A 22468-nucleotide genomic window follows, 5' to 3' on the forward strand; every position below is an offset into this window, starting at 1 on the left:
CTGATTGATATGGACAATGCCGACCTGGGCGCCATCTGGCTGACCCTCAAACTCGCCAGCGTGGTCACACTGCTGCTGCTCCTGATCGGCACACCGATCGCCTGGTGGCTGGCGCGCACGCGTTCACGCCTGAAAGGTGTCATCGGCGCCGTCGTCGCTTTGCCGCTGGTGTTGCCGCCGACCGTGCTCGGCTTCTACCTGCTCATCGCCCTGGGGCCGAATGGACCGGGCGGGCGCTTGACCGAAGCGCTTGGGCTGGGCCTGTTGCCCTTCACCTTTCCCGGTCTCGTTATCGCCTCGGTGTTTTACTCCCTGCCCTTCATGGTGCAGCCGGTGCAGAACGCCTTCGAGGCCATTGGCGAGCGCCCGCTTGAAGTGGCCGCCACCCTGCGCGCCAGCCCTTGGGACACCTTCTGGTCGGTGGCCGTGCCGCTGGCCCGGCCGGGCTTCATATCCGGCGCCATCCTGGGCTTCGCCCACACGGTCGGTGAGTTCGGTGTGGTGCTGATGATTGGCGGCAACATCCCGGACAAGACCCGGGTCGTCTCGGTGCAGATTTACGACCACGTTGAAGCGCTTGAATACGCCCAGGCGCACTGGTTGGCTGGCGGCATGGTGGTCTTCACCTTCCTCGTTTTGTTGACGCTGTACACCCTCAATCCACGCGCTGCGAGGGTCGCCCCATGAGCACCGACATTCACGCCCGCTTTCGCCTTGACCGGGGCGACTTCAGCCTCGATATCGATCTGGTGCTACCCGGCCGCGGCGTCACGGCGCTCTTCGGCCATTCCGGCTCCGGCAAGACCACATGCCTGCGCGCAATGGCCGGACTGGAACGCGCGCCGGGCGGCTTGTTCACCCTCGGTGACGAAGTCTGGCAGGACGAATCCCATGGTGTTTTTGTTCCAACCCATCACAGGGCGCTGGGCTACGTTTTTCAGGAGGCCAGCCTCTTTGCGCACCTGTCGGTGCGGCGCAACATGGAATTTGGGCAGAAGCGTGGGAAAAAACATGACGCACCTGCCGAACAGCGTTTCGATCTCGCCAGCGTCGCCGAACTGCTGGGCATCGGCAGCCTGCTGGAACGCATGCCGGCCAGCCTGTCCGGCGGCGAACGCCAACGCGTGGCCATTGCCCGCGCCCTGCTGACGGCGCCGCGTCTGCTGCTGCTGGACGAACCCCTGGCGGCGCTCGACCTGAAACGCAAGCAGGAAATCCTGCCCTACCTGGAGCGCCTGCACGACGAGCTGTCAATCCCGGTCATCTACGTGAGCCACGCGCCCGATGAAGTCGCGCGCCTGGCCGACCACCTGGTCCTGCTCGACGCTGGCCGGGTAGTCGCCAGCGGGCCCTTGAGCGAAACGCTGGCCCGCGCCGACTTGCCGCCAGCCTTCGCCGATGACGCGGGCGTGGTGCTCGACACTACACTGCGCGGGCCGGAGCCCGACAACCTCTCGCAACTTGATTTCGCTGACGGCTGTATTCATGTCGGCCGCCGTCCTGAGACCACGGGCAGCCGCCTGCGCTGCCGCATCCACGCCCGCGACGTCAGCCTGGCGTTGGAGCGGCCGCATGCATCCAGCATCCTCAACATCCTGCACGCCACCGTCACCGCCGTCGTGGCCACCGACACGCCCGGCCATGTGCTGGTGCAGATGCGCGTCGGCACCACCCCCCTGCTCGCCCGCATCACCGAGCGCTCGCGGCGCGAACTGGGCATCGCGCCCGGCCTGCCGGTCTGGGCGCAGATTAAAGCCGTCGCCCTGCTCGCCTGAAAGGAAACACCATGCATCTCCAGTGCCCAGGCGCCACAGCGCGCCGCCACGACAGCCACAACCCCGACTGGCAGCAGGCCCTGCCCGCCGAATGGCGCGCTGAAGCCGTTGCGCCGCTCAGATTCACCATCCACCACGACTACGAGATGCCGGCCTCGCGCACCCTGGGTTACGACCAGCACGGTCAGACTTGTTACTACCAACACGTTTTTACTCTGGGCGAACCGCGTTCGGACGATGACGAGGAGTTCTACGAAGCCATCGTCCACGGCGAGGAAGTGCATGCCTGGCGCCTGCGCGACCAGCGCTGGCTGGTCTGGAGTGTCATCCGTAAAGAAGGCGACTGCCGGGGCAATCGAGGTCGCTACAGCTTTTCGCAGAGCATGCCGCGATGAGTCCGTTCGCCCTCCCCGACAAATGCCGGCTATTGCGGGCGTGCTGCAATTTCCTCGAAAAACATCGCAACGCTGCAACAACGGTGACCAAAAGTAAGCAAATCGCCTGAAATGACCGAACATTAAGCCCGCCTTAAGCAAGCTTTTTTAAGATTCCGGCTTCTTCAACATCAGGAGTTAGCTTATGAATTTCAAAAAAACGATAGATCGATATCACCTGGCCTCCATTTCTCTGCACTGGCTGATGCTGGCCTTGTTCATCGGTGTGTACGGCAGCATTGAGTTGCGCGAACTGTTTGACAAGGGCAGCGTGCCCCGCGAGTCCCTGAAAAGCCTGCACTTCATGCTGGGTCTTCTCATGTTTGCGCTGGTTTGGCTGCGCATCGCCATGCGCGCGATCTACCCCGCGCCCCGCCTGCAACCCGCCCCACCCTCCTGGCAAGCGATCGCGGGCAAACTGGCCCACCTGGTGTTGTACGTCATCATGATTGGCATGCCGCTGCTGGGCTGGCTCATGCTGAGCGCGGCCGGCAAACCCATTCCATTTTTCGGCCTGGAACTGCCCGCACTGATCGGGCCAGACAAGCCTTTGGCGGGTCAGCTCAAGGAAATCCATGAATTCGTGGGGACTGCCGGTTATTTCCTGATCGGCGCCCACGCGGCAGCGGCCTTGGTCCATCACTACATCCAGCGCGACAACACCTTGCGCAGCATGTGGCCGGGGTCCAGAAAACTGACCTCGTGAAGTGAAAGTGCGGCAGCTGCCCTACTGGCCAGCGTTGGGGAAAAACAGCTGCTCACCCGCACTCCTTGCAGTCACTGCCTTTGCTGTCGGGCAAACCGGCCAGTTCCCAAAGGCGCAACTCCGCTGCGTGCGGGCCGCTCTTGTCACCGCGCGAGAAAAACGCGGTGCCGGAAACCGCCAGCTTCTTGAGCGCTTCTACGATGACCAGGAACGGGGTCCGGCATGAAGAATCATGCCTTGACTGTCGCGCTGCTGTGAAACGGACAATCCGAAAGTCTCCGACAGGTTCAGCACTTAGCCAGAGCCTGCCGTTTGCAGGCAAGGTCCAGGCCTCGCCGGCTTGTAACCAGACGTCCTCTGGAAACCCCTCCAAGGTAAGCCACAGGCGCCCGGTCACCACACGAATTTCACTGCAGGCCTGCAGCTGAAAGGCAAACACGCCGGGTGTTCTCAATTCATGGTTTTCGATCTGGTGCATGGGTGACTCCTTGTTTGCTTCCGTGCAAGCAATGTAGGCGCTTAACCAATACAGTTAGGGTACAGTTAGTCAGATAGTTAGTGAAACTGGCCTGATTAAATGACCAATACAATTCCTGATTTATGACGCCATCTACATCCCCGGACCTGCAAAATAACCCTCAGGCTTTACTTGACCGCAGCGTTACCCTTGGCAGCCAAATGACCTTGGTTGAACAACTCGTTCACTGGGCCGAACACCGCATTCAAGAGCAGGTATTTCGCCCTGGCATGCGCATGCCTTCCGTACGGCAATTGGCGACCGATCGCGGTGTGTCACGCTCTACAGTGGTGGAGGCCTATGAACGATTGGTTGTGCGTGGGCACTTGCAGGCGCGACGCGGTTCCGGTTTTTTTGTGCGCGAACCCACGGCCAGTCCGGCGAAGAGGGCCAGGACGGCAACGGTGCGCACTCAAACCATCGACATGGGCTGGTTGATCCGAAATATGCAAAGTGGCATCCCCGCCGATATGTCGCCCGGTTTTGGCTATCTGCCCCCCGCCCTTTGCGGGGGCGATTTGATCAAGGCCGGCTTGCGCTCGGTCGCCGCCACGTCCGGCATGCAGCTCTCCCATGCCGCACTCGCGCAAGGCTACGCGCCGTTGCGTGAGCAAATCACGCGCAAACTGGCAGAGATTGAAATCGCGGCCACCCCAGCGCAAGTTCTCACCACCTCCGGCGCCACGCAAGCCATTGATCTCATTGTGCGCAAATATCTGCGCCCCGGCGACAGTGTGATTGTGGGCAACCCGGCGTGGTCGGCGCAACTGGGCACGCTCTCGATGATGGGGATCAACCTGATTAGCCTGCCCTACACACAGCAGGGGCCCGATGTGCAGGCCTTGGCCGATCTTGCTGCAACTTGCAAGCCCAAAATGCTGATCCTCAATACGGTGCTGCACAACCCGACCAGTACGGTGCTGAGCAGTGCTGCGGCTTATCAAATTTTGCGCATTGCCGAAGCGCATGACATGATTATTGTTGAAGACGATATCTATGCCGATTTTTTGCCCGCTGGTGTTCCGGCCGCCCGTCTGGCCAGTCTTGACCAGCTGAAGCGGGTCATTTACCTAGGCAGTTTTTCCAAGATGCTGGTGCCCAATATCCGCGTCGGTTTTCTGGCCACCACGGCCGACATTGCCGAATCCCTGGGCAATCAAAAATTGCTCACTTCTCTTGCAACGCCTGAAATCAATGAGCGCATTGTTTACCGCGCACTGACCGAAGGCAGCTACCGCAAGCATTGCCAGCGCGTTCAGTCAGCACTTGACGAGTTGCGCGAACCTGTATTCAAACGCATGGAATCGCTGGGTATGAAGGCCTTTTGTCGACCACAAGCCGGTTATCAAGGTTGGTTTGATGCCGGCGTGGACACCATCCAACTGGCCGCCCTGGCATTGGAGGCGGGTTACTTGCTGGCCCCTGGCGCGCTTTTCTCGCCGATGCAAACGCCAAGCACCTGGTTGCGCATGAATATTGCCACCAGCCAGAACCCCGAGATGCTCATATGGCTCGACAAGACGCTGGTGAAATTACGCCAGCGTGGCTCGGACTGTTGATGGCTTGCAACCCTCGCTTGAGCGTTCTTTACTATCTGTCGTTACTGGCCGGCATTCGAAAAGAACAGCTGCTCGCCCGCAATCTTGTAACTGGCAATCACCGCCTGCCCCGGCGCTGACACCACCCAGTCGACAAACTTCTGGCCGTCCGCCGCCTTGACGTGCGGGTGTTTGGCCGGGTTGACCAGCATCACGCCGTACTGGTTGAAAAGCCGGGTGTCGCCCTCAACCAGCACCGCCAAATCGCCCCGGTTCTTGAAACTCAGCCAGGTGCCGCGGTCCGCCAGCACATAGGCGCCGCTGCTGGACGCGATGTTGAGCGCCGGGCCCATGCCGCAGCCGCATTCCTTGTAGCCACTGCCCTTGTTGTCGGGCAGACCGGCGAGTTTCCAGAAACGCAACTCGGCCGCGTGCGTGCCGCTCTTGTCGCCACGCGAGATGAACGGCGCGCCGGCTACCGACAGCTTCTTGAGCGCTTCCACGATGTCTTTACCCCGGGTCTTGGCCGGGTCGGCGGCAGGGCCAATCAACACAAAGTCGTTGTACATCACGGGATAACGCTTGACGGCAAAACCGTCGGCGACGATTTTTTCCTCCGCCACCTGGTCATGTACAAACAGCACGTCGGCGTCACCGCGGCGGCCCATGTCCAGCGCCTGGCCGGTGCCCAGCGCCACCACTTTCACGTCAATGCCGCTGGCTTTTTTGAACTCAGGCAGCAAATGGGCAAACAGGCCCGACTGCTCAGTGGAGGTGGTGGAGGCCACCACGATGGACTGCGCGTGCGCACTGACGGATGCTATTAAAATAATAGCTGCTTGCGCATACTGAACGAGGGCTAGAGGCCTAAAACATATAAATTTCTTCAAACCAGTTCTCCTTTGACAAACAAATGGGCTGCCGGGTATTGCAGTTGCAGCAGCGGCCCGCTGAAAAATTCATGCACCGGCAAGTCGGCCAGCACGCGCCCCTGCTCCAGGTAAATCACCCGGCTGGCCAGGCGCTTGACCTGACCCAGGTTGTGACTGGCGAACACCAGCGTCATCGCCGCGGGTTGCTGGGCGAACTCTTCAATCAGCGCTTCAACTTCGCGCTTGGCGTGCGGGTCCAGGCTGGCGGTGGGTTCGTCCAGCAGCAGCACCTGGGCACCCAGCGCCCAGGCCCGCGCCAGCGCCACGCGCTGCTGCTGGCCACCGGACAGCTTGCGGCCGTTGCGCTGGGCCAGCTCCACCAGGCCCACCCGCTCCAAGGCTGCCAAAGCCAGCACTTTGGCCTCGCCCCAGCGCGTGCCGCGCAGCCACAGCCCGAGCGCGATATTGCTCTGCACCGACATGCGCAGCAGATGCGGCCGCTGAAACAACATGGCCTGGCGCGCCTCGGAATCCAGCGCGACCTGACCGGCCGTTGGCGTGGCCAGGCCGTGCAGCAGGCGCAAGAGCGTGCTCTTGCCGCAGCCATTGGCGCCCACCAGGGCGACGCGCTCGCCGGGCTGGATGGTCAGCGTGACCTCCGAGAGGGCGCGCACGGCGGTGGCCGGACGTCCAAAATGCAGGCTCGCTGAGGACAGCCGAAACACCGGCTTCATGACGAGACCTCCACGGCGCGTGCCGGACTTTTGTCAACCCTGTCGTGCTGCCCTTCGTCGTGCCATTCGCGGCTGCCTCCGCCCAACTCGGAGCGCTCGCGCCAGCGCCGCAGCAGGGCAATCAGCACATTGAGCAAGAGCACCACGCTCAGCAGGATCAGGCCCAGCCCCAGGGCCAGCGGCAAATCGCCCCTGCTGGTCTCCAGCGCAATGGCCGTGGTCATGACGCGGGTGAAGCCGTCAATATTGCCACCCACGATCATCACCGCGCCCACTTCCGACACCGCCCGACCAAACGAGGCAATCATCACCGTCAGCAGCGCGTAGCGCTCGTCCCAGGCCAGCAGCAGACTGCGCATCAAGGATCGCGCGCCCAGCGAGCGCAACTGCTCGCCATGAATGTCTTCCGCATCCTCCACCGCCTGGCGGGTCAGGGCCGTGACCACCGGCAGCACCAGCACGGCCTGCGCCAACACCATCGCCTTGAAACTGAAAAGCCAGCCCAAATAACCCAGAGGCCCCGAACGCGACAGCAGCAAATAAATCAGCAGCCCCACCACCACCGAGGGGATCGCCAGAAAGGTGTTGAGCAAGGTCAGCACCGCGCCGCGTCCGGCAAAACGCGCCACCCCCAACCAGGCGCCCAACACCAGCCCCAGCGCACAGGCCAGCGCGCAAGCCGTGGCGCTGACCGACAGGGAACGGCCCACAATCGCCAGCAAGCCAGGATCAAAGCCTGCAATCAGTTGCAGCGCGGTGAGGGAGCTGTCGGTAAGAGAGGCCATAAGGTGGGTTATCGTAGCCACCGACACAATTTCTTACGATATGAACTGCTGTGCATAGGCTCCAACTCCACTACACCCTCTCGCGTGACAGCAGCCCGGCGCTGGTGCGCAACCCGCTGATTGATTTGCTGCAGGCCGTCAGCACGCAGGGCTCGATCTCCGCAGGTGCGCGGGCGCTGGGCCTGTCGTACCGCCACGTCTGGGGCGAACTCAAGCGCTGGGAAAAAGAACTCGGTCATGAACTGGTGGTGTGGGAAAAAGGCCAGTCGGCGCGCCTGACCGAATTTGGCGCCAAGCTGATGTGGGCCGAGCGGCAGGCGCAGGCGCGGCTGGCGCCGCAGATCGAAGCCCTGCGCGCGGAGTTGGAACGCAGCTTTGCAGTGGCCTTTGACGACACCACGCATGTGGTGACGCTGTACGCCAGCCATGACGATGCGCTGAGCGCCCTGCGCGAACATGTATTGACCGAAGGGCAAGGCCAACTGCACCTTGACATTCGATTCACCGGCAGCGTGGACGCCATTCGCGCCCTGAATGAAGGCCGCTGCGTAATGGCCGGTTTTCACACCTTGCAAAACACGGGCCGCCACACGCTGACGGAGCGCACCTACAAGCCCCTGCTGCAGCCCGGCCTGCACAAGATCATCGGTTTTGCCCAGCGCACGCAGGGCCTGATGGTGGCCCGGGGCAATCCGCTTGGCTTAAGCAGCCTGCAGGACCTTGCCACGCGCCACGCCCGCTTTGCCAATCGGGCCTTGGGCACCGGCACGCGCGTGGTGCTGGATGAATTACTCACCCAGGCCGGGCTGCTCCCAAGCGACATCTCGGGCTATGCGCACACTGAACCCTCGCACGCCGCCGTGGCCCATGCGGTGGCGGCCGGTCAGGCGGACGCTGGGCTGGGCATTGCGGCGGCAGCGCAACAGGCGGGGCTGGATTTTGTGCCCCTGGCCCACGAGCGCTATCACCTCGTTTGCCTCAAGTCAGCGCTGGCGCAGCCCGGCATTCAGGCGCTGCTGCAACAGCTGCAAACACCGGCCTGGCAGGAGGCGGTGGCGGGCATTCCAGGTTACACCGCGCTCCAGAGCGGCGAAGTGCTGTCCATGCGCCGGGTCTTGCCGTGGTGGGATTACCGCCAACAAAAAGTCCATCTCATTCCCTCTTGAGCAAGTCTGCGTCCAGAGCAAGTGCCCGATGGCGCCCTATGCGGCGGTAAGTTCCAAGCGCGATGGCGAGTGCGAGGACGATCAGCATCGCCGCGACGGCGAACGTGATCCGCATACCGCTGGCAACAGCCTCGGGACGCGCCGTGGTGATGTCGAGCGTCGCCGATGCGAGCGCGAACACCGCGCCCATCGCGGATGCTCCGGTGATGAGTCCGAGATTGCGCGACAGGCTGAGCAGCCCGGAAATGACACCCCGCTGGTCCGGACGGATATCCGTCATGACGGCGGTGTTGTTGGCCGTCATGAACAGCGCATAGCCGACGGTGATGACAACGATGGGAGCGATGTAGCCGGGGATGCCAAGCGTTGCCGGCAGCATGGACAGAATGAAGCAACCCGCCGCCATGCCGATGAGCCCAACAAGCGTCATGCGTTGTGCGCCAAAACGGTCCGCCAGGCGACCGGCCGGCACACCGGTCAGCGCGGCGGCCAGCGGACCGACCGACAAGACCAGTCCAACCCTGGCCGCATCGAGTCCGAGCGCACGCGACAGATAGAACGGCCCGACCACCAGCGTCGCCATCATCACCGTCGAGACGAGCGCGCTCATGGCGAGGCTCGCACGCAAGCCTGGATCACGGAACATCGCCAATCGGATCAAAGGCGATGCGGCTCTCGACTCGGCGAGCACGAAGAGGCCGACACCGAAGGCCGCAGCCAACAGCAGCGCCAGGTTGAGCGGACCGAAACTGCCGCTCCCTAGCGTCATGGCGAGTGCATAAGCCGCGAGCGTCAGAGCCAGCAGCAGCGTGCCCACTTTGTCGAAGCTGGCACTATCGGTCTTCGGCCCCTGGCGATCAACCGGCAGGAACCGACGCGCGAGAAAAAAAGCCAGAAGTCCCAGCGGTATGTTGACGAGGAAGATGGCCCGCCAACCGAGTCCAGCGATCAGAACGCCGCCAAGCGATGGACCCAGCGCGGTGCCCATCGCGGACATGGTTGCTAGCAGTCCCATGGCGCTACCGGTCTTGGCCTTCGGCACTATCTCACCGACAAAAGCCATGGTGAGGGCCATCATGATGGCCGCGCCCAAGCCCTGCGCCGCCCGGGCGGCAATCAGTAGCCAAAGCGTGGGCGCAGCGCCGCACAGGATCGAGGCCACCGTGAACAGGAGGATGCCGGCCAGTAGCAGCCGGCGGCGGCCAATGAGGTCACCGAGCCGTCCGACGCTGACGATGAGGGTGGTGATGGCGAGCAGATAAGCGAGGACGATCCACTGGACTTGCTGGAAGGAGGCATTGAATGCCTGCGCCAGGGTCGGTAGCCCCACGTTGGCGATGCTGGTACCGAGCGAGGACAGCAGCATGGATAACGAAAGACTGACCAGCGCCCAACGAACCAAAGGTGACCCTTTCACACTTCCAGCACTTCCTGCAACGGCCTCATCCCGTCCCGCAATGATTGACTTCAACATGACTTCCTTCCTCTGACGACGCCCGAAATGGAGCTGATAGGCAAGCGTAGTTCTTTGCCGGGCATAGCGGAAGGCGCCGCGTTTGCACTTTATTCGTGCGTTTGACGCCATGTCACGATCAAACTGCGCTATGGTCGATGCATGGCTACACCCGATCTCAACTTGCTGGTCACCCTGGATGTGCTGCTCGCGGAAGGCAGCGTGGCGCGCGCCGCCCAGCGCTTGCGACTGAGCCCGTCGGCGATGAGCCGCGCGCTGGCGCGATTGCGTGAGACCACGGGCGATCCGCTGTTGGTGAGGGCCGGACGCGGTCTCGTTCCCACGCCTCGGGCGCTCGAACTCCGCGAGCAGGTCAGTCGGCTCGTGCAGGACGCAGAAGCGGTTCTGCGGCCGGCCGAGAAACTCAAGCTCCAACAGCTGGTCCGAACGTTCACGCTGCGGACCAGCGAAGGCTTTGTGGAGAACTTCGGACCAGACCTCATTGCGCGCGTCAGCGCAGAAGCGCCCGGCGTGCGGCTGCGCTTCGTGCAGAAATTGGACAAGGACAGCGCGCCACTGCGTGACGGAAGCGTCGATCTGGATACGGGCGTTGTCGGTGACACGACGGGTCCGGAAGTGCGCACGCGGGCCTTGTTCCAGGACCGTTTCATTGGCGTCGTGCGCATGGGGCACGCGCTGAGCCAGGGCGAGATCACGCCCGCCCGTTATGCGGCGGGTAGGCACATCCTTGTCTCACGGCGGGGTCTGGACAAGGGGCCGATGGATGACGCCTTGAATGCACTGGGGCTGCAGAGGGAGATCGTCACGATCGTCGGTGGCTTTGCAGGCGCACTGGCGCTTGCCCAGGCCTCCGACCTGATTGCCACGGTTCCCGAACGACATACCGGAAACCTGCGCGCCGCAATGCACAGTTTCCCCCTTCCGGTCCCCGCACCGGAGTTCACGGTTTCCATGCTCTGGCACCCGCGAATGGACGCCGATACCGCGCATCGCTGGCTGCGCGGATGCGTACTGGATACCACTCAAGGCAATCTCGTCAACCCTGTCGAGGGCGCCGATGTTGCGTCCGATGTCTCTCGTCTCAAAATTGACATCAAAGTTAACAATTGATATCATTAACTGCAAAAATAAGGAGTGATATCAATGTCTTCCGTCACCGTTAGAAACCTGCCCGATGCCACGCACCGAGCCCTCAAACTGCGCGCAGCACAGCACGGGCGCAGTACCGAAGCCGAGATTCGGTTCATTCTGGAAGGTGCTGTCGCGCCCAAAGTGGGTTTGGGCTCAGCTTTGGCGGCGATTGGTCGCAGCGTAGGGGGCCTAGAGTTGGCGTTCCAACGAGACCAACGCCCCATCGAACCTGCGAGCTTTGAATGATCATTCTTGACACGAACGTGGTGTCGGAGCCGCTCAAGCCCGAACCCAATCAGGCCGTGCTGGATTGGCTCAACGCGCAAGAGCCCGCAACGCTTTACATCACCACGATCAACCTGGCAGAACTGTTGGCGGGTGTGGAAGTGCTCCCGCCGGGCCGTCGCCGCGCGGCTTTGGGGCAGGCGCTTTCCAGTCAAGTCCTTGGCTTGTTCGAACGACGCGTTCTGGACTTTGATGCCAAGGCCGCCGAAACCTTTGTCCCAACCTATGCCAGTGCGCAGGCCCAAGGCAACCCCATCGGGTTTGCGGATTGCGCCATCGCCGCCATCGCTAGAGCGAAAGGCTTCACTGTTGCCACACGCAACGTACGGGACTTCCGGGGAACCGGCGTAGAGGTCATCGACCCCTGGACTTTCGTCTAACCGATCAAGGTGCGATGGGCACGAACGGCCGCCAGCACAATCTCACGGATGTCTTGATGACTTGAGCCATCCACCTGCGCCAGAAACGCCTGGCGCATGCGCGGGTCCCAAAATTTCTTCAAGTGAGTGGCAATGCCTTCCAGCGCCTCCTGGCGGTCTGGCATGCTTTCAAAAAAAGTGCCGATCTGGTTGGCCATCCGAATCAGGTTGTCGTCATGCGTCATTGCGTATCCAGTTTGAATCGTTCGGGGTGGCTGTAAATGGAAACGTCGTCGCCGCGGGCGAACCCGAGCAGGGTCAGGCCCGCGCTCTGGGCCACGTCCACCGCCAAGCCGGTGACACCCGAGACGGCGGCCAGCAAGCCGACACCGACCGCCGCAGTTTTTTGCACCATCTCATAACTCGCGCGGCTGGTGATGGTGACGAATCCCGTGCCCGCGGACCGGCCCGACCGGATCAGTGCCCCGACCAGCTTGTCCAGCGCATTGTGTCGCCCCACGTCTTCGCGAATCAGTTCGACGTCGCCATCGGCCGTGCACCAGGCGGCGGCATGGGTGGCGCCAGTCACCGCCAACAACAACTGGCGCGTCCGCATAATGGCCAGCGCTTTGGACACGGCACCGGCGTCGAAACTCTGCGCGAGCTGCAAAGGCGCGGGATGGCGCACCGCCTGCGTCAGGCTCTCGGTGCCGCACAGACCGCAGCCGGTGCGCCCGGTCAGATTGCGGCGTTTTTCCTTCAGCCGGGCAAAGCACAAGGCCGCAATCGTGAGCTGTACCGTGTAGCCCTGAACCGACGACGACCACTCGCAGTCGTGGATTTGCGAGGCGCTGTCAACAATACCTTCCGTCAGCGAAAATCCATAGGCAAAGTCTTCCAGGTCCGCCGGCGTTGCCATCATCACCGCATGCGAGATGCCGTTGAACTCCAGGGCCACCGGCACTTCTTCGGCGACGCAGTCCTGCCCCGCGAGCCGCGAGCCAGCGCGAATGCCGCGGACCTCCAGCGTGCGGTAGGCTTGTGCGGCGGGTAGTGGCAATTCAGACATGTCCATGGTGGCCTTTCATCGGGCCACGGCTGCGTTCGCCGCTTCGGGCTGGTACGCGGCTTGTGCCAGGGCCAGCTGCTCGCTGTTGAATCGGGAATAAGACTTTTGCCATTCCGAGGGCTGCGCCACCGGCATCACCTGCACCGCCGTCACCTTGTATTCCGGGCAGTTGGTAGCCCAATCGGAGTTGTCGGTGGTGATCACATTGGCACCCGATTCAGGGAAGTGGAAAGTGGTGTAGACCACGCCCGGCTGCATGCGCTCGGTGACCACGGCGCGCAGCACGGTTTGTCCGGCCCGGCTCTCGATGCCGACCCAGTCATCCTGATTGATGCCGCGCTCCTCGGCGTCATGCGGATGAATCTCCAGCCGGTCCTCGCTGTGCCACTGGCTGTTCTCGGTGCGCCGGGTTTGCGCACCCACGTTGTACTGCGAGAGGATGCGCCCGGTGGTCAAGATCAGGGGGAATTTGCGCGTCACTTTTTCATCGGTGGCCACGTATTGCGTGATGATGAAGCGGCCCTTGCCGCGCACGAACTTGTCGACGTGCATGATCTCCGTGCCCAGCTCGTCCGTGTCCTCGTTGCAAGGCCATTGCACGCTGCCATGTTTCTCAATCTTGGCGTAAGTAACACCCTGGAAACTGGGCGTGAGCGAAGCGATTTCGGCCATGATGTCGCGCGGGTGGGCGTAGTGCATCGGGTAGCCCATGGCGTTGGCTAATCTGACGGTCACCTCCCAATCGGCCAGGCCGGCTTTGGCCGGCATGACCTTGCGCACACGCGAGATGCGGCGCTCGGCATTGGTGAAGGTGCCGTCTTTTTCCAGAAAGGACGAACCCGGCAAGAACACATGGGCGTATTTGGCGGTTTCGTTCAGAAACAGGTCCTGCACCACGATGCATTCCATCGCCATCAGTGACGCGGTGACGTGCTGCGTGTTGGGGTCGGACTGGACAATGTCTTCGCCTTCGCAATACAAGCCCATGAAGCTGCCGGCCTGGGCCGCGTCAAACATATTGGGAATGCGCAGACCCGGCTCGGGGTTCAGTGTCACGCCCCAGGCGGCTTCGAACTGGGTACGCACTGTGGTGTCGGAAATATGGCGGTAGCCCGGCAACTCATGCGGGAACGAGCCCATGTCGCAGGCGCCCTGTACATTGTTCTGGCCGCGCAAGGGGTTCACGCCCACGCCTTCGCGACCCACATTGCCGGTCGCCATGGCCAGATTGGCAATGCCCATGACCATGGTGGAACCCTGCGCATGCTCGGTCACACCGAGGCCGTAGTAGATCGCGGCATTGCCGCCGGTGGCGTACAGGCGCGCGGCAGCACGGGCATTCTCAGCCGGCACGCCGGTGACCTCTTCAAAAGCTTCCGGCGAGTTCTCGGGCCGCGCCACAAACTCGCGCCATTGCTGGAACGACTTGTCATCGCAGCGCTCGGCAATGTAGGCCTCGGCCAGCAAGCCCTCGGTCACCACCACATGGGCCAGCGAGGTGATCACCGCCACATTGGTGCCGGGCTTGAGTTGCAGGTGGTAGTCGGCCTTGATGTGCGGCGCATCCACCAGGTCGATCTGGCGCGGGTCGATCACGATCAGGCGCGCGCCCTCGCGCAGGCGCTTTTTCATGCGCGAGGCAAACACCGGGTGCGCAGCCGAGGGGTTGGCGCCAATGACCAGGATCACATCGGCTTTTTCCACCGACTTGAAGGTTTGGGTACCAGCGGACGTGCCAAAGGTCTGGCCCAGACCGTAGCCGGTTGGCGAATGGCATACGCGAGCGCAGGTGTCCACGTTGTTGTTGCCAAAGGCGGCGCGCACCAGCTTTTGCACCAGGTAGGTTTCTTCGTTGGTGCAGCGCGAGGAGGTGATGCCGCCGATCGAATCCTTGCCATGCTTGGCCTGGATGCGCCGGAATTCGCTGGCGGCGTAGTTGATGGCTTCGTCCCAGCTCACGACCTGCCACGGGTCCGTGATGCTCTTGCGGATCATGGGCTCGGTCATGCGGTCCTTGTGGGTCGCGTAGCCCCAGGCGAAGCGGCCCTTGATACAGGCATGGCCTTCGTTGGCCTTGCCGTCTTTCCACGGCACCATGCGCACGACCTCGTTGCCCTTCATCTCGGCCTTGAAGGCGCAACCAACGCCGCAATAAGCACAGGTGGTGATCTTGCTGTGCTCGGGCTGGCCCAGCAGGATGACGGTTTTTTCCTGCAAGGTGGCGGTCGGGCAGGCTTCGACACAGGCGCCGCAACTCACGCATTCGGAGTCCATGAAGGGCTGGTCTTGCCCCGGCGACACGCGGGACTCGAAACCGCGTCCGCTGATCGAGAGCGCAAACGTGCCCTGCGTTTCTTCACAGGCGCGCACGCAGCGGTTGCACACGATGCACTTGGAGGCGTCATAGGTGAAGTAAGGGTTGGATTCATCCTTCTTGCTCTTGAGGTGGTTGGCCCCGTCGAGGCCGTAACGCACTTCGCGCAGGCCGGTGACACCGGCCATGTCCTGCAGCTCGCAGTTGCCGTTGGCCGAACAGGTCAGGCAGTCCAGCGGGTGGTCGGAGATGTACAGTTCCATCACGCCCTTGCGCAAGTCCTGCAACTTGGGCGTCTGGGTGCGCACCTTCATGCCATTCTCAGCCGGCGTGGTGCACGAAGCCGGAAAGCCTTTGCGGCCTTCAATTTCGACCAGACACAAACGACAGGAACCGAAGGGCTCCAGGCTGTCGGTGGCGCAGAGCTTGGGGACCTTGATGCCCGCATCGACGGCCGCCCGCATCAGCGAGGTGCCAGCCGCGACGGTGACCATTTCGCCGTCAATTTCCAGCGTGACTTCTTGTGCCGACACGCGACGCGGCGTGCCATAGTCTATTTCCTTGAGGTGTTCAAGCATGGGATTCTCCTGAGGCAATTCTTTTAGGCGGCAAGGGCTTCTGGCACGGCCAGGCCAAAATCCTGCGGGTAGTGGTTCAGTGCCGACAGCACCGGGTTCGGCGTCATGCCCCCCAGCGCACACAGTGAGCCGTGCAGCATGGTGTCGCACAGATCGCGCAGCAGCTTGACCTGTTGGGGTTGGTTTTCGCCCTGCGTGATGCGGTCAATCACCTCGACACCGCGGGTCGAACCAATGCGGCAAGGTGTGCATTTGCCACAGGATTCGATCGCACAAAATTCCATCGCATAACGCGCCAGTTTCGACAGGTCGGCCGTGTCGTCGTGCACCACGATGCCGCCGTGCCCGACGGTCGCACCAACGGCTGCGTAGGCTTCATAGTCCAGCGGCACGTCCCAATGCGCTTCGGGCACATAAGAGCCCAGCGGACCCCCGACCTGCACCGCCTTGATGGGTCGGCCCGATGCGCTGCCGCCGCCAAAATCAAACATGAGTTGGCGCAGCGTGATGCCAAAGGCCGTTTCAATCAGACCGCCGTGCTTGATGTTGCCGGTCAGTTGAATCGGCAAGGTGCCGTGCGATCGGCCGACACCATAGTTTTTGTAGAAGGCCGCGCCACGGGCCAGGATGATGGGCACCGAAGCAAAGGTGATCACGTTGTTGATGACGGTGGGTTGCCCGAACAAGCCCTTCAAGGCCGGAATCGGCGGCTTGGCGCGCACCACACCGCGCTTGCCTTCGATGCTCTCCAGCATGGCAGTTTCTTCGCCGCAGACATAAGCGCCGGCGGCCTTGCGGACTTCGAGATGAAAGACGTGGCCCGAGCCCAAAACATCAGAGCCCAAGAACCCGGCCGCCGTCGCAATGTCGATCGCCTCGCGCATGGTGGCGACCGCATGCGGGTACTCGGAGCGGATGTAGATATAACCCTGCGTTGCCCCGGTGGCCAGGGCGGCAATGGTCATGCCCTCGATCAGCATGAAGGGGTCGCCCTCCATCGTCATGCGGTCGGAGTACGTACCGGAGTCGCCTTCGTCGGCATTGCAGACAACGTACTTTTGAGCGGCCTGAACGGCGGCCACGGTTCGCCACTTGATGCCGGCCGGAAACGCGGCACCGCCGCGACCACGCAAGCCGGAGTCCAGCACCTGCTGCACCACCTCTGTCGCACTCAAGCTCAGCGCGTGGCGCAAGCCGGCAAAACCGCCATGGGCTTCAAAATCGGCCAGCGACAAGGGATCGGTGATGCCCATGCGGGCAAAAGTCAGGCGCTCCTGATGGCGCAAATAAATATGTTCTTCGATCAACCCCTGGTTCAGCCGATGCGCCGCGCCCGTATGAAACTGCGCGTCGAACAAGCCGGCCACGTCCTCCGGCGCGACCGGGCCATACGCCACGCGCCCGGCGTCGGTCACCACCTCAACCATAGGCTCCAGCCAGAACAAACCGCGCGAGCCATTGCGCACCAACTCGATCGTCAGACCGCGCCGCGCCGCCTCCGACACGATGCCAGCGGCGACTTCATCCGCCCCCAGCGCCAGCGCAGCCGAGTCACGTGGCACATAAATCTTGATGCTCATGCCGCGCTCCTTGCGGCCGCCACCAGCCGGTCAAATTTCTCCACATCCACACGGGCATGGACCTTGTCATTCAGCGCCATCGCCGGGGAAGAGGAGCACAAGCCCAGACAGTAAACCGGCTCCAGCGTGAACATGCCATCCGCCGTTGTGTGGCCGTGCGCTGCATGAGCCGCATCAACGGCGAGTTGACTGCAGGCATGCGCCCACAGGCGCTCCGCGCCCATGGACTGGCACGCCTCGGCCCGGCAAATCTGCACTACCGTGTCGCCCGCCGGCTCAGACCGGAAGTGGTGATAAAAAGTCACAACTCCATGCACCTCGGCGCGCGACAGATTCAACTCCTGTGCGATGAGGCTCACGGCCTCGGCGGGCACATGGCCCAGCGCCTCCTGGATGTCATGAAGAATGGGCAGCAGCGCCCCGGGCAATTGCTTCTTGGCGGCCACCAGGGTCTGGAGGGTCTGGCGAGTGGTTTCGGTCAACATGGTGATTTGGTCTGCATTGAAATTGAAAGTCAGGCCGCCTGCTTGATACCGGATGGCCTGTAAAACACGCTGGCTAAAAGAACTTGGCGACCGTCAGCGAAGTGCGGTAAACGCCCCAGGCCAAGGGAATGCCCACGGCCGCCCAAGCCAACACCAGGAAGACCGGATTGCTAGGCTTGTCATGCGCATGCGTGCCATCACCATGCACTTCCGACGCCTTTACTTTTTCATGCGCCAGGCGCTTCTCAACGGCCAGCTCGTCCGGTGTCATGAACCATTTGGGATTCAGGGGCCGCACCAGCAGATTGCAGATCAAGCCCACCACCAGCATGCCGACCAGGATGTACATGGTCTGGTTGTAGACCTGCTCACGCGGCAGGCCCAAGCCCAGTTGGTATTCGCGCATGTAGTTCACCACAACCGGCCCAACGATGCCGGCCGTGGCCCAGGCGGTGAGCAGGCGACCGTGAATGGCGCCCACCATCTGGGTACCGAAGATGTCGGCTAGGTAAGCCGGCACGGTGGCAAAGCCACCGCCGTACATGCTCAGGATCACGCAAAACGCGGCCACAAACAGCACTTTCGAGCCCGCCGCGGCGCTGCCGGGAATGCTGAAGTACAGGATGCCACCGAGGATGAAAAACACCGCGTAGGTGAGCCGGCGACCCAGTTTGTCGGAGATGGTGGCCCAGAAAAAGCGACCGCCAATATTGAACAGGCTCAGCAGTGCGGTGAAGCCGGCAGCCACACCGGCGATGGCGGCCAATTGCGCTTTGTCGAGTTCACCAAACTTCTTGGCCACGCCGATCAGCGAGCCGCCAAACACTTCCTGCAGCATGGGCGAGGCCATGCCGATCACGCCAATGCCGGCGCTCACGTTCATGCACAAGACCATCCAAATCAGCCAGAACTGGGGAATGCCCCAGACCTTGCTCACATGCACATGGTGCGGGGTGATCATGGCGTTGTTGACCTGCGCCGGCTTGGGCGTCCAGCCCTTGGGCTTCCAGCCGGTCTCCGGAATGCGGTAGCCGAAGGCACCGGCCATCATGAACACAAAGTACACCAGGGACATCACGGCCAGGGTCTGCGCCACACCAACATCGGTGGCGGAAGCGAAATATTTCATCAGGTCGGCGGCCAGGGGGGAGCCAATCATGGCGCCGCCGCCAAAGCCCATGATGGCCATGCCGGCCGCCATGCCGCGACGGTCAGGAAACCACTTGATCAGGGTGGAGACGGGCGAGATGTAGCCCAGCCCGAGCCCAACACCGCCGATCACCCCTGAGCCCACAATCATCATCCAGAATTGGTGGAAGTAAACGCCCAGCGCCGAGATCAGCATGCCGCCGCTCCAGCACAGGGCCGACACCACGCCCACTTTGCGTGGACCAACCCGCTCCAGCCAGCCGCCCCAGATCGAGGCCGAGGAGCCGAGCAGCACAAAGAACAGCGTGAACATCCAGCCCAGGGTGGAAATCTTCCAGTCACAACTGGTGGTGAAAAGCTCCTGGAAAAAGCCGACCTCCGGGCCGCACTTGATGGCTTCCTTGATACCCAGCGCCTTGGACAGCGGCAGCCAGAACACCGAGAAACCGTAGGCCATGCCGATGCACAGATGAATCGCGAGGGCCGCCGGGGGCACGAGCCAGCGGTTGAAGCCGGGGCCGGCGACGATGTGCTCTTTGTCGAGCACCCCTAGTCTGCCTTTAGGAATCGGGAACGTGGTCGCTCCGTCCATTACTGATGACATGCTGTCTCCTTTTATTAACGCCCACTTGATGTGAGCTGGGGACAGTGTCAAGGAGAGCTCAGCTAGTGGTCAAATTTATTCTGCACATGGGCCCATACAGGTTTTGAATGTAGCGACGCTTCGGCCCGGCAGACCCGCTTGCAGCAAGCCGGTATGGGATGTGACATGTTGCTGCCACGCCGGATCGCTGGCCATGTCGAGGGCGGCACGCAGCGTGTGCGACGGTCGATCCGTGCCGGCGCACATGAAGCCAATCGGCGTCAGCACTTCCGGACCCGTTAGCGGTACGGCCTCCAGCTCAGAGTAGCCACGCAGGACACCCACAAGAGCGCCCGGCAAGATGCTGCTGACCTCGCCCACCAGCACACTCAAGCCCAGCGTCAGAATTGAATTTGTTTCAATGACGGGTTTGACTTTTGCACCGGCTTGCTTGAAAGCGGCATCCACAATCGCGCGGTTGTGCATCTCCGGTGTCAACAGACACAGCGGCAATCGCGACACCGCTTCCCATGACACGGGCCGATCCACGATGCGCAAGCCAGCCTTGGCGGGTTTGGTGGCACGCCGCAGCAGAAAATAGCGTTCGGTGTACTGCTCAATCGTCGTGATTTTGGCGGCCCGCGTCTTGAGTCGGTCGGTGTATCCCAGCGCCATGTCCACAGAGAGGTTCTCCAGGCCGGCCTCGATGTCGGGCGAACTCATCGAGCGCAGCACAAGGGAAAGGCCGGGGTGACGCCCTTGCAACAGGCCCGCAAAGCGGGCGGCAATCGGCATCACGGAAGGCACGGCACCCAGAGTCAACGCACCCACCGGCTGTTCCGCCGCGCTTTTTAGATCTTGCTGCAGAAGTTCCTGTTCATGCAGCACCCGCTGCGCCGTGGCAAATATTCGCTCCCCCTCGGGCGTGAAGCTCTGAAACGAACGGCCCCGCTTGACGATGGCCGTGCCAAACTCTTCCTCCAGCGCGCGAATCGCGTTGGACAAGGCCGGCTGTGTGATGTGGCAGGCCTCGGCGGCGCGTCCGAAATGCTTGTGCTGATGCAGGGCAACAAGGTAATGCAGTGAGGTGAATAGGCTCATAGGCGCCGATCATAGAGCCCGCCTTGCCCTTCATCATGGGTATGAAACTTTATGCATAGATGCACCTTCCTCCGACTGTCCCGTTTTGCAACAGCTGTTGCGCATCGCCACACGTCAGCATGGGCAAAACACCGCGTTAGTCCTTAGAAAAATCACCCAAATCGACCCTCTTCTGCCTTTCTGCGAGGTGGCACGGGACTTGATAGATACAGATACCCGCAAGGGACAACCCTTCAATTTTTCGACGATACGAGGACACACCATGATCTACGCAGCTCCCGGCACCGCTGGTGCCAAGATTGCCTTCAAGGCCCATTACGACAACTTCATTGGCGGCAAATTCGTCGCGCCGGTCGAGGGCACTTACTTTGACGTCATCACGCCCATCACGGGCAAGCCCTACACCCAGGCAGCGCGCTCTGGCGCCAAAGATGTCGAACTGGCCCTGGATGCCGCCCACGCCGCCGCCGACAAATGGGGCAAGACGTCGCCCACCGAGCGTTCCAACATCCTGCTGAAAATTGCCGACCGCCTGGAAGCCAACCTCGAACTGCTGGCCTACGCCGAAACCGTGGACAACGGCAAGCCGATCCGCGAAACACTGAACGCCGACATCCCGCTCACCGTTGACCACTTCCGCTACTTTGCTGGCTGCGTCCGTGCGCAAGAAGGCGGCCTCTCCGATATCGACGGCGACACCGTGGCCTATCACTTCCACGAACCCCTCGGCGTCGTCGGCCAGATCATTCCCTGGAACTTCCCGATCCTGATGGCCGCCTGGAAGCTGGCCCCCGCCATTGGCGCCGGCAACTGCGTCGTGCTCAAGCCCGCTGAATCGACCCCCATCAGCATCCTGATCATGGCCGAGCTGATCGCCGATCTGCTGCCACCGGGCGTGCTCAACATCGTCAACGGTTTTGGCCGCGAAGCCGGCATGCCGCTGGCCAATAGCAAGCGCATCGCCAAGATCGCCTTCACCGGCTCCACCACCACCGGCCGCGTGATTGCCCAAGCCGCGGCCAACAACCTGATTCCAGCCACGCTGGAACTCGGCGGCAAGTCGCCCAACATCTTCTTTGCCGATGTGATGGACAAGGACGACGGTTTCCTGGACAAAGCCATCGAAGGCATGGTGCTGTTTGCCTTCAACCAGGGCGAGGTCTGCACCTGCCCATCACGCGCGCTGATTCACGAATCGATCTATGACAAGTTCATGGAGCGCGTGCTCAAGCGCGTCGCCGCCATCGTCCAGGGTAACCCGCTGGACACCGACACCATGATGGGTGCACAGGCGTCCAAAGAGCAAATGGCCAAAATCATGAGCTACATGGATGTCGGCAAGCAGGAAGGTGCTGAACTGCTCATCGGTGGCAAGCAAGCCCACCTGGGTGGCGATCTGGAAAGCGGCTACTACGTGCAGCCCACCCTGTTCAAGGGCAACAACAAAATGCGCATTTTCCAGGAAGAAATTTTTGGACCGGTGCTGGCCGTGACCACCTTCAAGGACGAAGCCGAAGCGCTGGAACTGGCCAACGACACACTGTACGGCCTGGGTGCCGGTGTCTGGAGCCGTGACGGCAATGTGGCCTACCGCATGGGCCGCGCCATCAAGGCCGGTCGCGTCTGGACCAACTGCTACCACGCCTACCCGGCGCATGCCTCTTTCGGCGGCTACAAGGAATCCGGCATCGGCCGCGAAACCCACAAGGTCATGCTTGACCACTACCAGCAAACCAAGAACCTCTTGGTCAGCTACAGCGAAAGCAAGCTGGGTTTCTTCTGATCCAGAGATTTTCCAAAGGGTGATGTACTTTCAAGGGGCAGGCAACTGCC

Annotated in this window: 22 protein-coding genes; 10 read left to right on the forward strand and 12 right to left on the reverse strand. The window is 62.0% G+C overall.

Annotation, left to right across the window (positions count from 1 at the left end):
- Positions 1 to 9: 9 nt before the first annotated feature.
- The 4 genes from modB (at position 10) to C5P05_RS27405 (ending at position 2915) form a co-directional block, all read left to right on the forward strand.
- Positions 10 to 687, forward strand: coding sequence for a molybdate ABC transporter permease subunit (gene modB / locus C5P05_RS27390; RefSeq protein ID WP_420130782.1), 678 nt, complete (start codon positions 10 to 12; stop codon positions 685 to 687).
- On the forward strand, positions 684 to 1775 hold the full coding sequence (modC, locus tag C5P05_RS27395; protein ID WP_114973036.1) for a molybdenum ABC transporter ATP-binding protein: 1092 nt from the start codon (positions 684 to 686) through the stop codon (positions 1773 to 1775). Before modB ends, modC begins: the two co-directional genes overlap by 4 nt.
- An 11-nt stretch (positions 1776 to 1786) precedes the next feature.
- Positions 1787 to 2170: a hypothetical protein gene (locus C5P05_RS27400; protein ID WP_114973037.1), complete on the forward strand. Its 384-nt coding sequence runs from the start codon at positions 1787 to 1789 to the stop codon at positions 2168 to 2170.
- A 184-nt stretch (positions 2171 to 2354) separates the two neighbouring features.
- Positions 2355 to 2915 carry a cytochrome b gene (locus tag C5P05_RS27405; RefSeq protein WP_114973038.1) on the forward strand — a complete coding sequence of 187 codons (561 nt, stop codon included), beginning with the start codon at positions 2355 to 2357 and terminating at the stop codon, positions 2913 to 2915.
- Between the two features lie 52 nt (positions 2916 to 2967).
- On the opposite strand, the gene C5P05_RS35345 is transcribed toward C5P05_RS27405, so the two are convergent.
- Positions 2968 to 3393, reverse strand: a complete 426-nt coding sequence (locus tag C5P05_RS35345) for a DUF2917 domain-containing protein (protein ID WP_114973039.1) — start codon at positions 3391 to 3393, stop codon at positions 2968 to 2970.
- A gap of 200 nt (positions 3394 to 3593) precedes the next feature.
- On the opposite strand from C5P05_RS35345, the gene C5P05_RS27415 reads away from it, so the two are divergent.
- On the forward strand, positions 3594 to 4991 hold the full coding sequence (locus C5P05_RS27415; protein ID WP_114973040.1) for a PLP-dependent aminotransferase family protein: 1398 nt from the start codon (positions 3594 to 3596) through the stop codon (positions 4989 to 4991).
- Positions 4992 to 5032: 41 nt separating this feature from the next.
- Here the strand turns inward: C5P05_RS27415 and C5P05_RS27420 are convergent, their stop codons facing one another.
- From C5P05_RS27420 to C5P05_RS27430, 3 genes are read right to left on the reverse strand one after another with little or no spacing between them, the layout of a single operon-like run.
- Entirely contained in the window at positions 5033 to 5860 is an 828-nt protein-coding gene (locus C5P05_RS27420) for a substrate-binding domain-containing protein (protein WP_114973041.1), read from the reverse strand.
- On the reverse strand, positions 5857 to 6576 hold the full coding sequence (locus C5P05_RS27425) for a phosphate ABC transporter ATP-binding protein (protein WP_114973042.1): 720 nt from the start codon (positions 6574 to 6576) through the stop codon (positions 5857 to 5859). Before C5P05_RS27425 ends, C5P05_RS27420 begins: the two co-directional genes overlap by 4 nt.
- The gene (locus tag C5P05_RS27430) at positions 6573 to 7361 is read right to left on the reverse strand and encodes an ABC transporter permease (RefSeq protein WP_114973043.1); all 789 of its coding nucleotides are present in this window, start codon (positions 7359 to 7361) and stop codon (positions 6573 to 6575) included. The genes C5P05_RS27425 and C5P05_RS27430 overlap by 4 nt, the downstream gene beginning before the upstream one ends.
- Positions 7362 to 7411: 50 nt before the next feature.
- On the opposite strand from C5P05_RS27430, the gene C5P05_RS27435 reads away from it, so the two are divergent.
- Positions 7412 to 8527 (forward strand): substrate-binding domain-containing protein, encoded by a 1116-nt coding sequence (locus C5P05_RS27435; protein WP_114973044.1) that lies wholly within the window; start codon positions 7412 to 7414, stop codon positions 8525 to 8527.
- Here the strand turns inward: C5P05_RS27435 and C5P05_RS27440 are convergent.
- Complete coding sequence (locus C5P05_RS27440) at positions 8514 to 10001, reverse strand: MFS transporter (protein ID WP_114973045.1); 1488 nt, start codon at positions 9999 to 10001, stop codon at positions 8514 to 8516. The genes C5P05_RS27435 and C5P05_RS27440 overlap by 14 nt on opposite strands.
- Positions 10002 to 10142: 141 nt before the next feature.
- Between C5P05_RS27440 and C5P05_RS27445 the strand changes: the two genes are divergently transcribed.
- The 3 genes from C5P05_RS27445 to C5P05_RS27455 are packed head-to-tail and all read left to right on the forward strand — an operon-like array spanning position 10143 to position 11797.
- A complete protein-coding gene (locus tag C5P05_RS27445) occupies positions 10143 to 11111 on the forward strand; it encodes a LysR family transcriptional regulator (protein ID WP_114973046.1) in 969 nt (322 codons plus the stop codon).
- A 33-nt stretch (positions 11112 to 11144) separates the two neighbouring features.
- A complete protein-coding gene (locus C5P05_RS27450) occupies positions 11145 to 11378 on the forward strand; it encodes a FitA-like ribbon-helix-helix domain-containing protein (protein WP_114973047.1) in 234 nt (77 codons plus the stop codon).
- The gene (locus C5P05_RS27455; RefSeq protein ID WP_114973048.1) at positions 11375 to 11797 is read left to right on the forward strand and encodes a type II toxin-antitoxin system VapC family toxin; all 423 of its coding nucleotides are present in this window, start codon (positions 11375 to 11377) and stop codon (positions 11795 to 11797) included. The genes C5P05_RS27450 and C5P05_RS27455 overlap by 4 nt, the downstream gene beginning before the upstream one ends.
- Here C5P05_RS27455 and C5P05_RS27460 read toward each other — a convergent pair.
- From C5P05_RS27460 to C5P05_RS27490, 7 genes are all read right to left on the reverse strand, one after another.
- Positions 11794 to 12021: a formate dehydrogenase subunit delta gene (locus C5P05_RS27460; protein ID WP_114973049.1), complete on the reverse strand. Its 228-nt coding sequence runs from the start codon at positions 12019 to 12021 to the stop codon at positions 11794 to 11796. The two genes, C5P05_RS27455 and C5P05_RS27460, sit on opposite strands and share 4 nt — an antisense overlap.
- Positions 12018 to 12851, reverse strand: a complete 834-nt coding sequence (fdhD, locus tag C5P05_RS27465) for a formate dehydrogenase accessory sulfurtransferase FdhD (RefSeq protein WP_114973050.1) — start codon at positions 12849 to 12851, stop codon at positions 12018 to 12020. The genes C5P05_RS27460 and fdhD overlap by 4 nt, the downstream gene beginning before the upstream one ends.
- Positions 12852 to 12860: 9 nt before the next feature.
- Complete coding sequence (gene fdhF, locus C5P05_RS27470; protein WP_114973051.1) at positions 12861 to 15737, reverse strand: formate dehydrogenase subunit alpha; 2877 nt, start codon at positions 15735 to 15737, stop codon at positions 12861 to 12863.
- Between the two features lie 23 nt (positions 15738 to 15760).
- Positions 15761 to 17317 (reverse strand): formate dehydrogenase beta subunit, encoded by a 1557-nt coding sequence (locus C5P05_RS27475; protein ID WP_114973052.1) that lies wholly within the window; start codon positions 17315 to 17317, stop codon positions 15761 to 15763.
- Positions 17314 to 17802 carry a formate dehydrogenase subunit gamma gene (locus tag C5P05_RS27480; protein WP_114973053.1) on the reverse strand — a complete coding sequence of 163 codons (489 nt, stop codon included), beginning with the start codon at positions 17800 to 17802 and terminating at the stop codon, positions 17314 to 17316. The genes C5P05_RS27475 and C5P05_RS27480 overlap by 4 nt, the downstream gene beginning before the upstream one ends.
- 73 nt (positions 17803 to 17875) lie before the next feature.
- A complete protein-coding gene (locus C5P05_RS27485; protein WP_114973054.1) occupies positions 17876 to 19555 on the reverse strand; it encodes an OFA family MFS transporter in 1680 nt (559 codons plus the stop codon).
- Between the two features lie 75 nt (positions 19556 to 19630).
- Positions 19631 to 20635 (reverse strand): LysR substrate-binding domain-containing protein, encoded by a 1005-nt coding sequence (locus C5P05_RS27490; protein ID WP_114973055.1) that lies wholly within the window; start codon positions 20633 to 20635, stop codon positions 19631 to 19633.
- 262 nt (positions 20636 to 20897) lie between these two features.
- Between C5P05_RS27490 and adh the strand changes: the two genes are divergently transcribed.
- On the forward strand, positions 20898 to 22418 hold the full coding sequence (adh, locus tag C5P05_RS27495) for an aldehyde dehydrogenase (RefSeq protein ID WP_114973056.1): 1521 nt from the start codon (positions 20898 to 20900) through the stop codon (positions 22416 to 22418).
- Positions 22419 to 22468: the final 50 nt, after the last annotated feature.

The sequence above is a fragment of the Rhodoferax ferrireducens genome, from assembly GCF_003347515.1.
Classification (GTDB): Bacteria; Pseudomonadota; Gammaproteobacteria; order Burkholderiales; family Burkholderiaceae_C; genus Rhodoferax.

Bases quoted from the DNA above. Each gene is read 5' to 3' on its own strand.
- adh (WP_114973056.1), top strand. From the start codon at position 20,898: ATGATCTACGCAGCTCCCGGCACCGCTGGTGCCAAGATTGCCTTCAAG.
- C5P05_RS27460 (WP_114973049.1), bottom strand. From the start codon at position 12,021: ATGACGCATGACGACAACCTGATTCGGATGGCCAACCAGATCGGCACT.
- fdhD (WP_114973050.1), bottom strand. From the start codon at position 12,851: ATGGACATGTCTGAATTGCCACTACCCGCCGCACAAGCCTACCGCACG.
- C5P05_RS27455 (WP_114973048.1), top strand. From the start codon at position 11,375: ATGATCATTCTTGACACGAACGTGGTGTCGGAGCCGCTCAAGCCCGAA.
- C5P05_RS27475 (WP_114973052.1), bottom strand. From the start codon at position 17,317: ATGAGCATCAAGATTTATGTGCCACGTGACTCGGCTGCGCTGGCGCTG.
- C5P05_RS27400 (WP_114973037.1), top strand. From the start codon at position 1,787: ATGCATCTCCAGTGCCCAGGCGCCACAGCGCGCCGCCACGACAGCCAC.
- C5P05_RS27480 (WP_114973053.1), bottom strand. From the start codon at position 17,802: ATGTTGACCGAAACCACTCGCCAGACCCTCCAGACCCTGGTGGCCGCC.
- C5P05_RS27415 (WP_114973040.1), top strand. From the start codon at position 3,594: ATGACCTTGGTTGAACAACTCGTTCACTGGGCCGAACACCGCATTCAA.
- C5P05_RS27440 (WP_114973045.1), bottom strand. From the start codon at position 10,001: ATGTTGAAGTCAATCATTGCGGGACGGGATGAGGCCGTTGCAGGAAGT.
- C5P05_RS27445 (WP_114973046.1), top strand. From the start codon at position 10,143: ATGGCTACACCCGATCTCAACTTGCTGGTCACCCTGGATGTGCTGCTC.
- fdhF (WP_114973051.1), bottom strand. From the start codon at position 15,737: ATGCTTGAACACCTCAAGGAAATAGACTATGGCACGCCGCGTCGCGTG.
- C5P05_RS35345 (WP_114973039.1), bottom strand. From the start codon at position 3,393: ATGCACCAGATCGAAAACCATGAATTGAGAACACCCGGCGTGTTTGCC.
- C5P05_RS27450 (WP_114973047.1), top strand. From the start codon at position 11,145: ATGTCTTCCGTCACCGTTAGAAACCTGCCCGATGCCACGCACCGAGCC.
- modC (WP_114973036.1), top strand. From the start codon at position 684: ATGAGCACCGACATTCACGCCCGCTTTCGCCTTGACCGGGGCGACTTC.
- C5P05_RS27485 (WP_114973054.1), bottom strand. From the start codon at position 19,555: ATGTCATCAGTAATGGACGGAGCGACCACGTTCCCGATTCCTAAAGGC.
- C5P05_RS27405 (WP_114973038.1), top strand. From the start codon at position 2,355: ATGAATTTCAAAAAAACGATAGATCGATATCACCTGGCCTCCATTTCT.
- C5P05_RS27425 (WP_114973042.1), bottom strand. From the start codon at position 6,576: ATGAAGCCGGTGTTTCGGCTGTCCTCAGCGAGCCTGCATTTTGGACGT.
- C5P05_RS27490 (WP_114973055.1), bottom strand. From the start codon at position 20,635: ATGAGCCTATTCACCTCACTGCATTACCTTGTTGCCCTGCATCAGCAC.
- modB (WP_420130782.1), top strand. From the start codon at position 10: ATGGACAATGCCGACCTGGGCGCCATCTGGCTGACCCTCAAACTCGCC.
- C5P05_RS27430 (WP_114973043.1), bottom strand. From the start codon at position 7,361: ATGGCCTCTCTTACCGACAGCTCCCTCACCGCGCTGCAACTGATTGCA.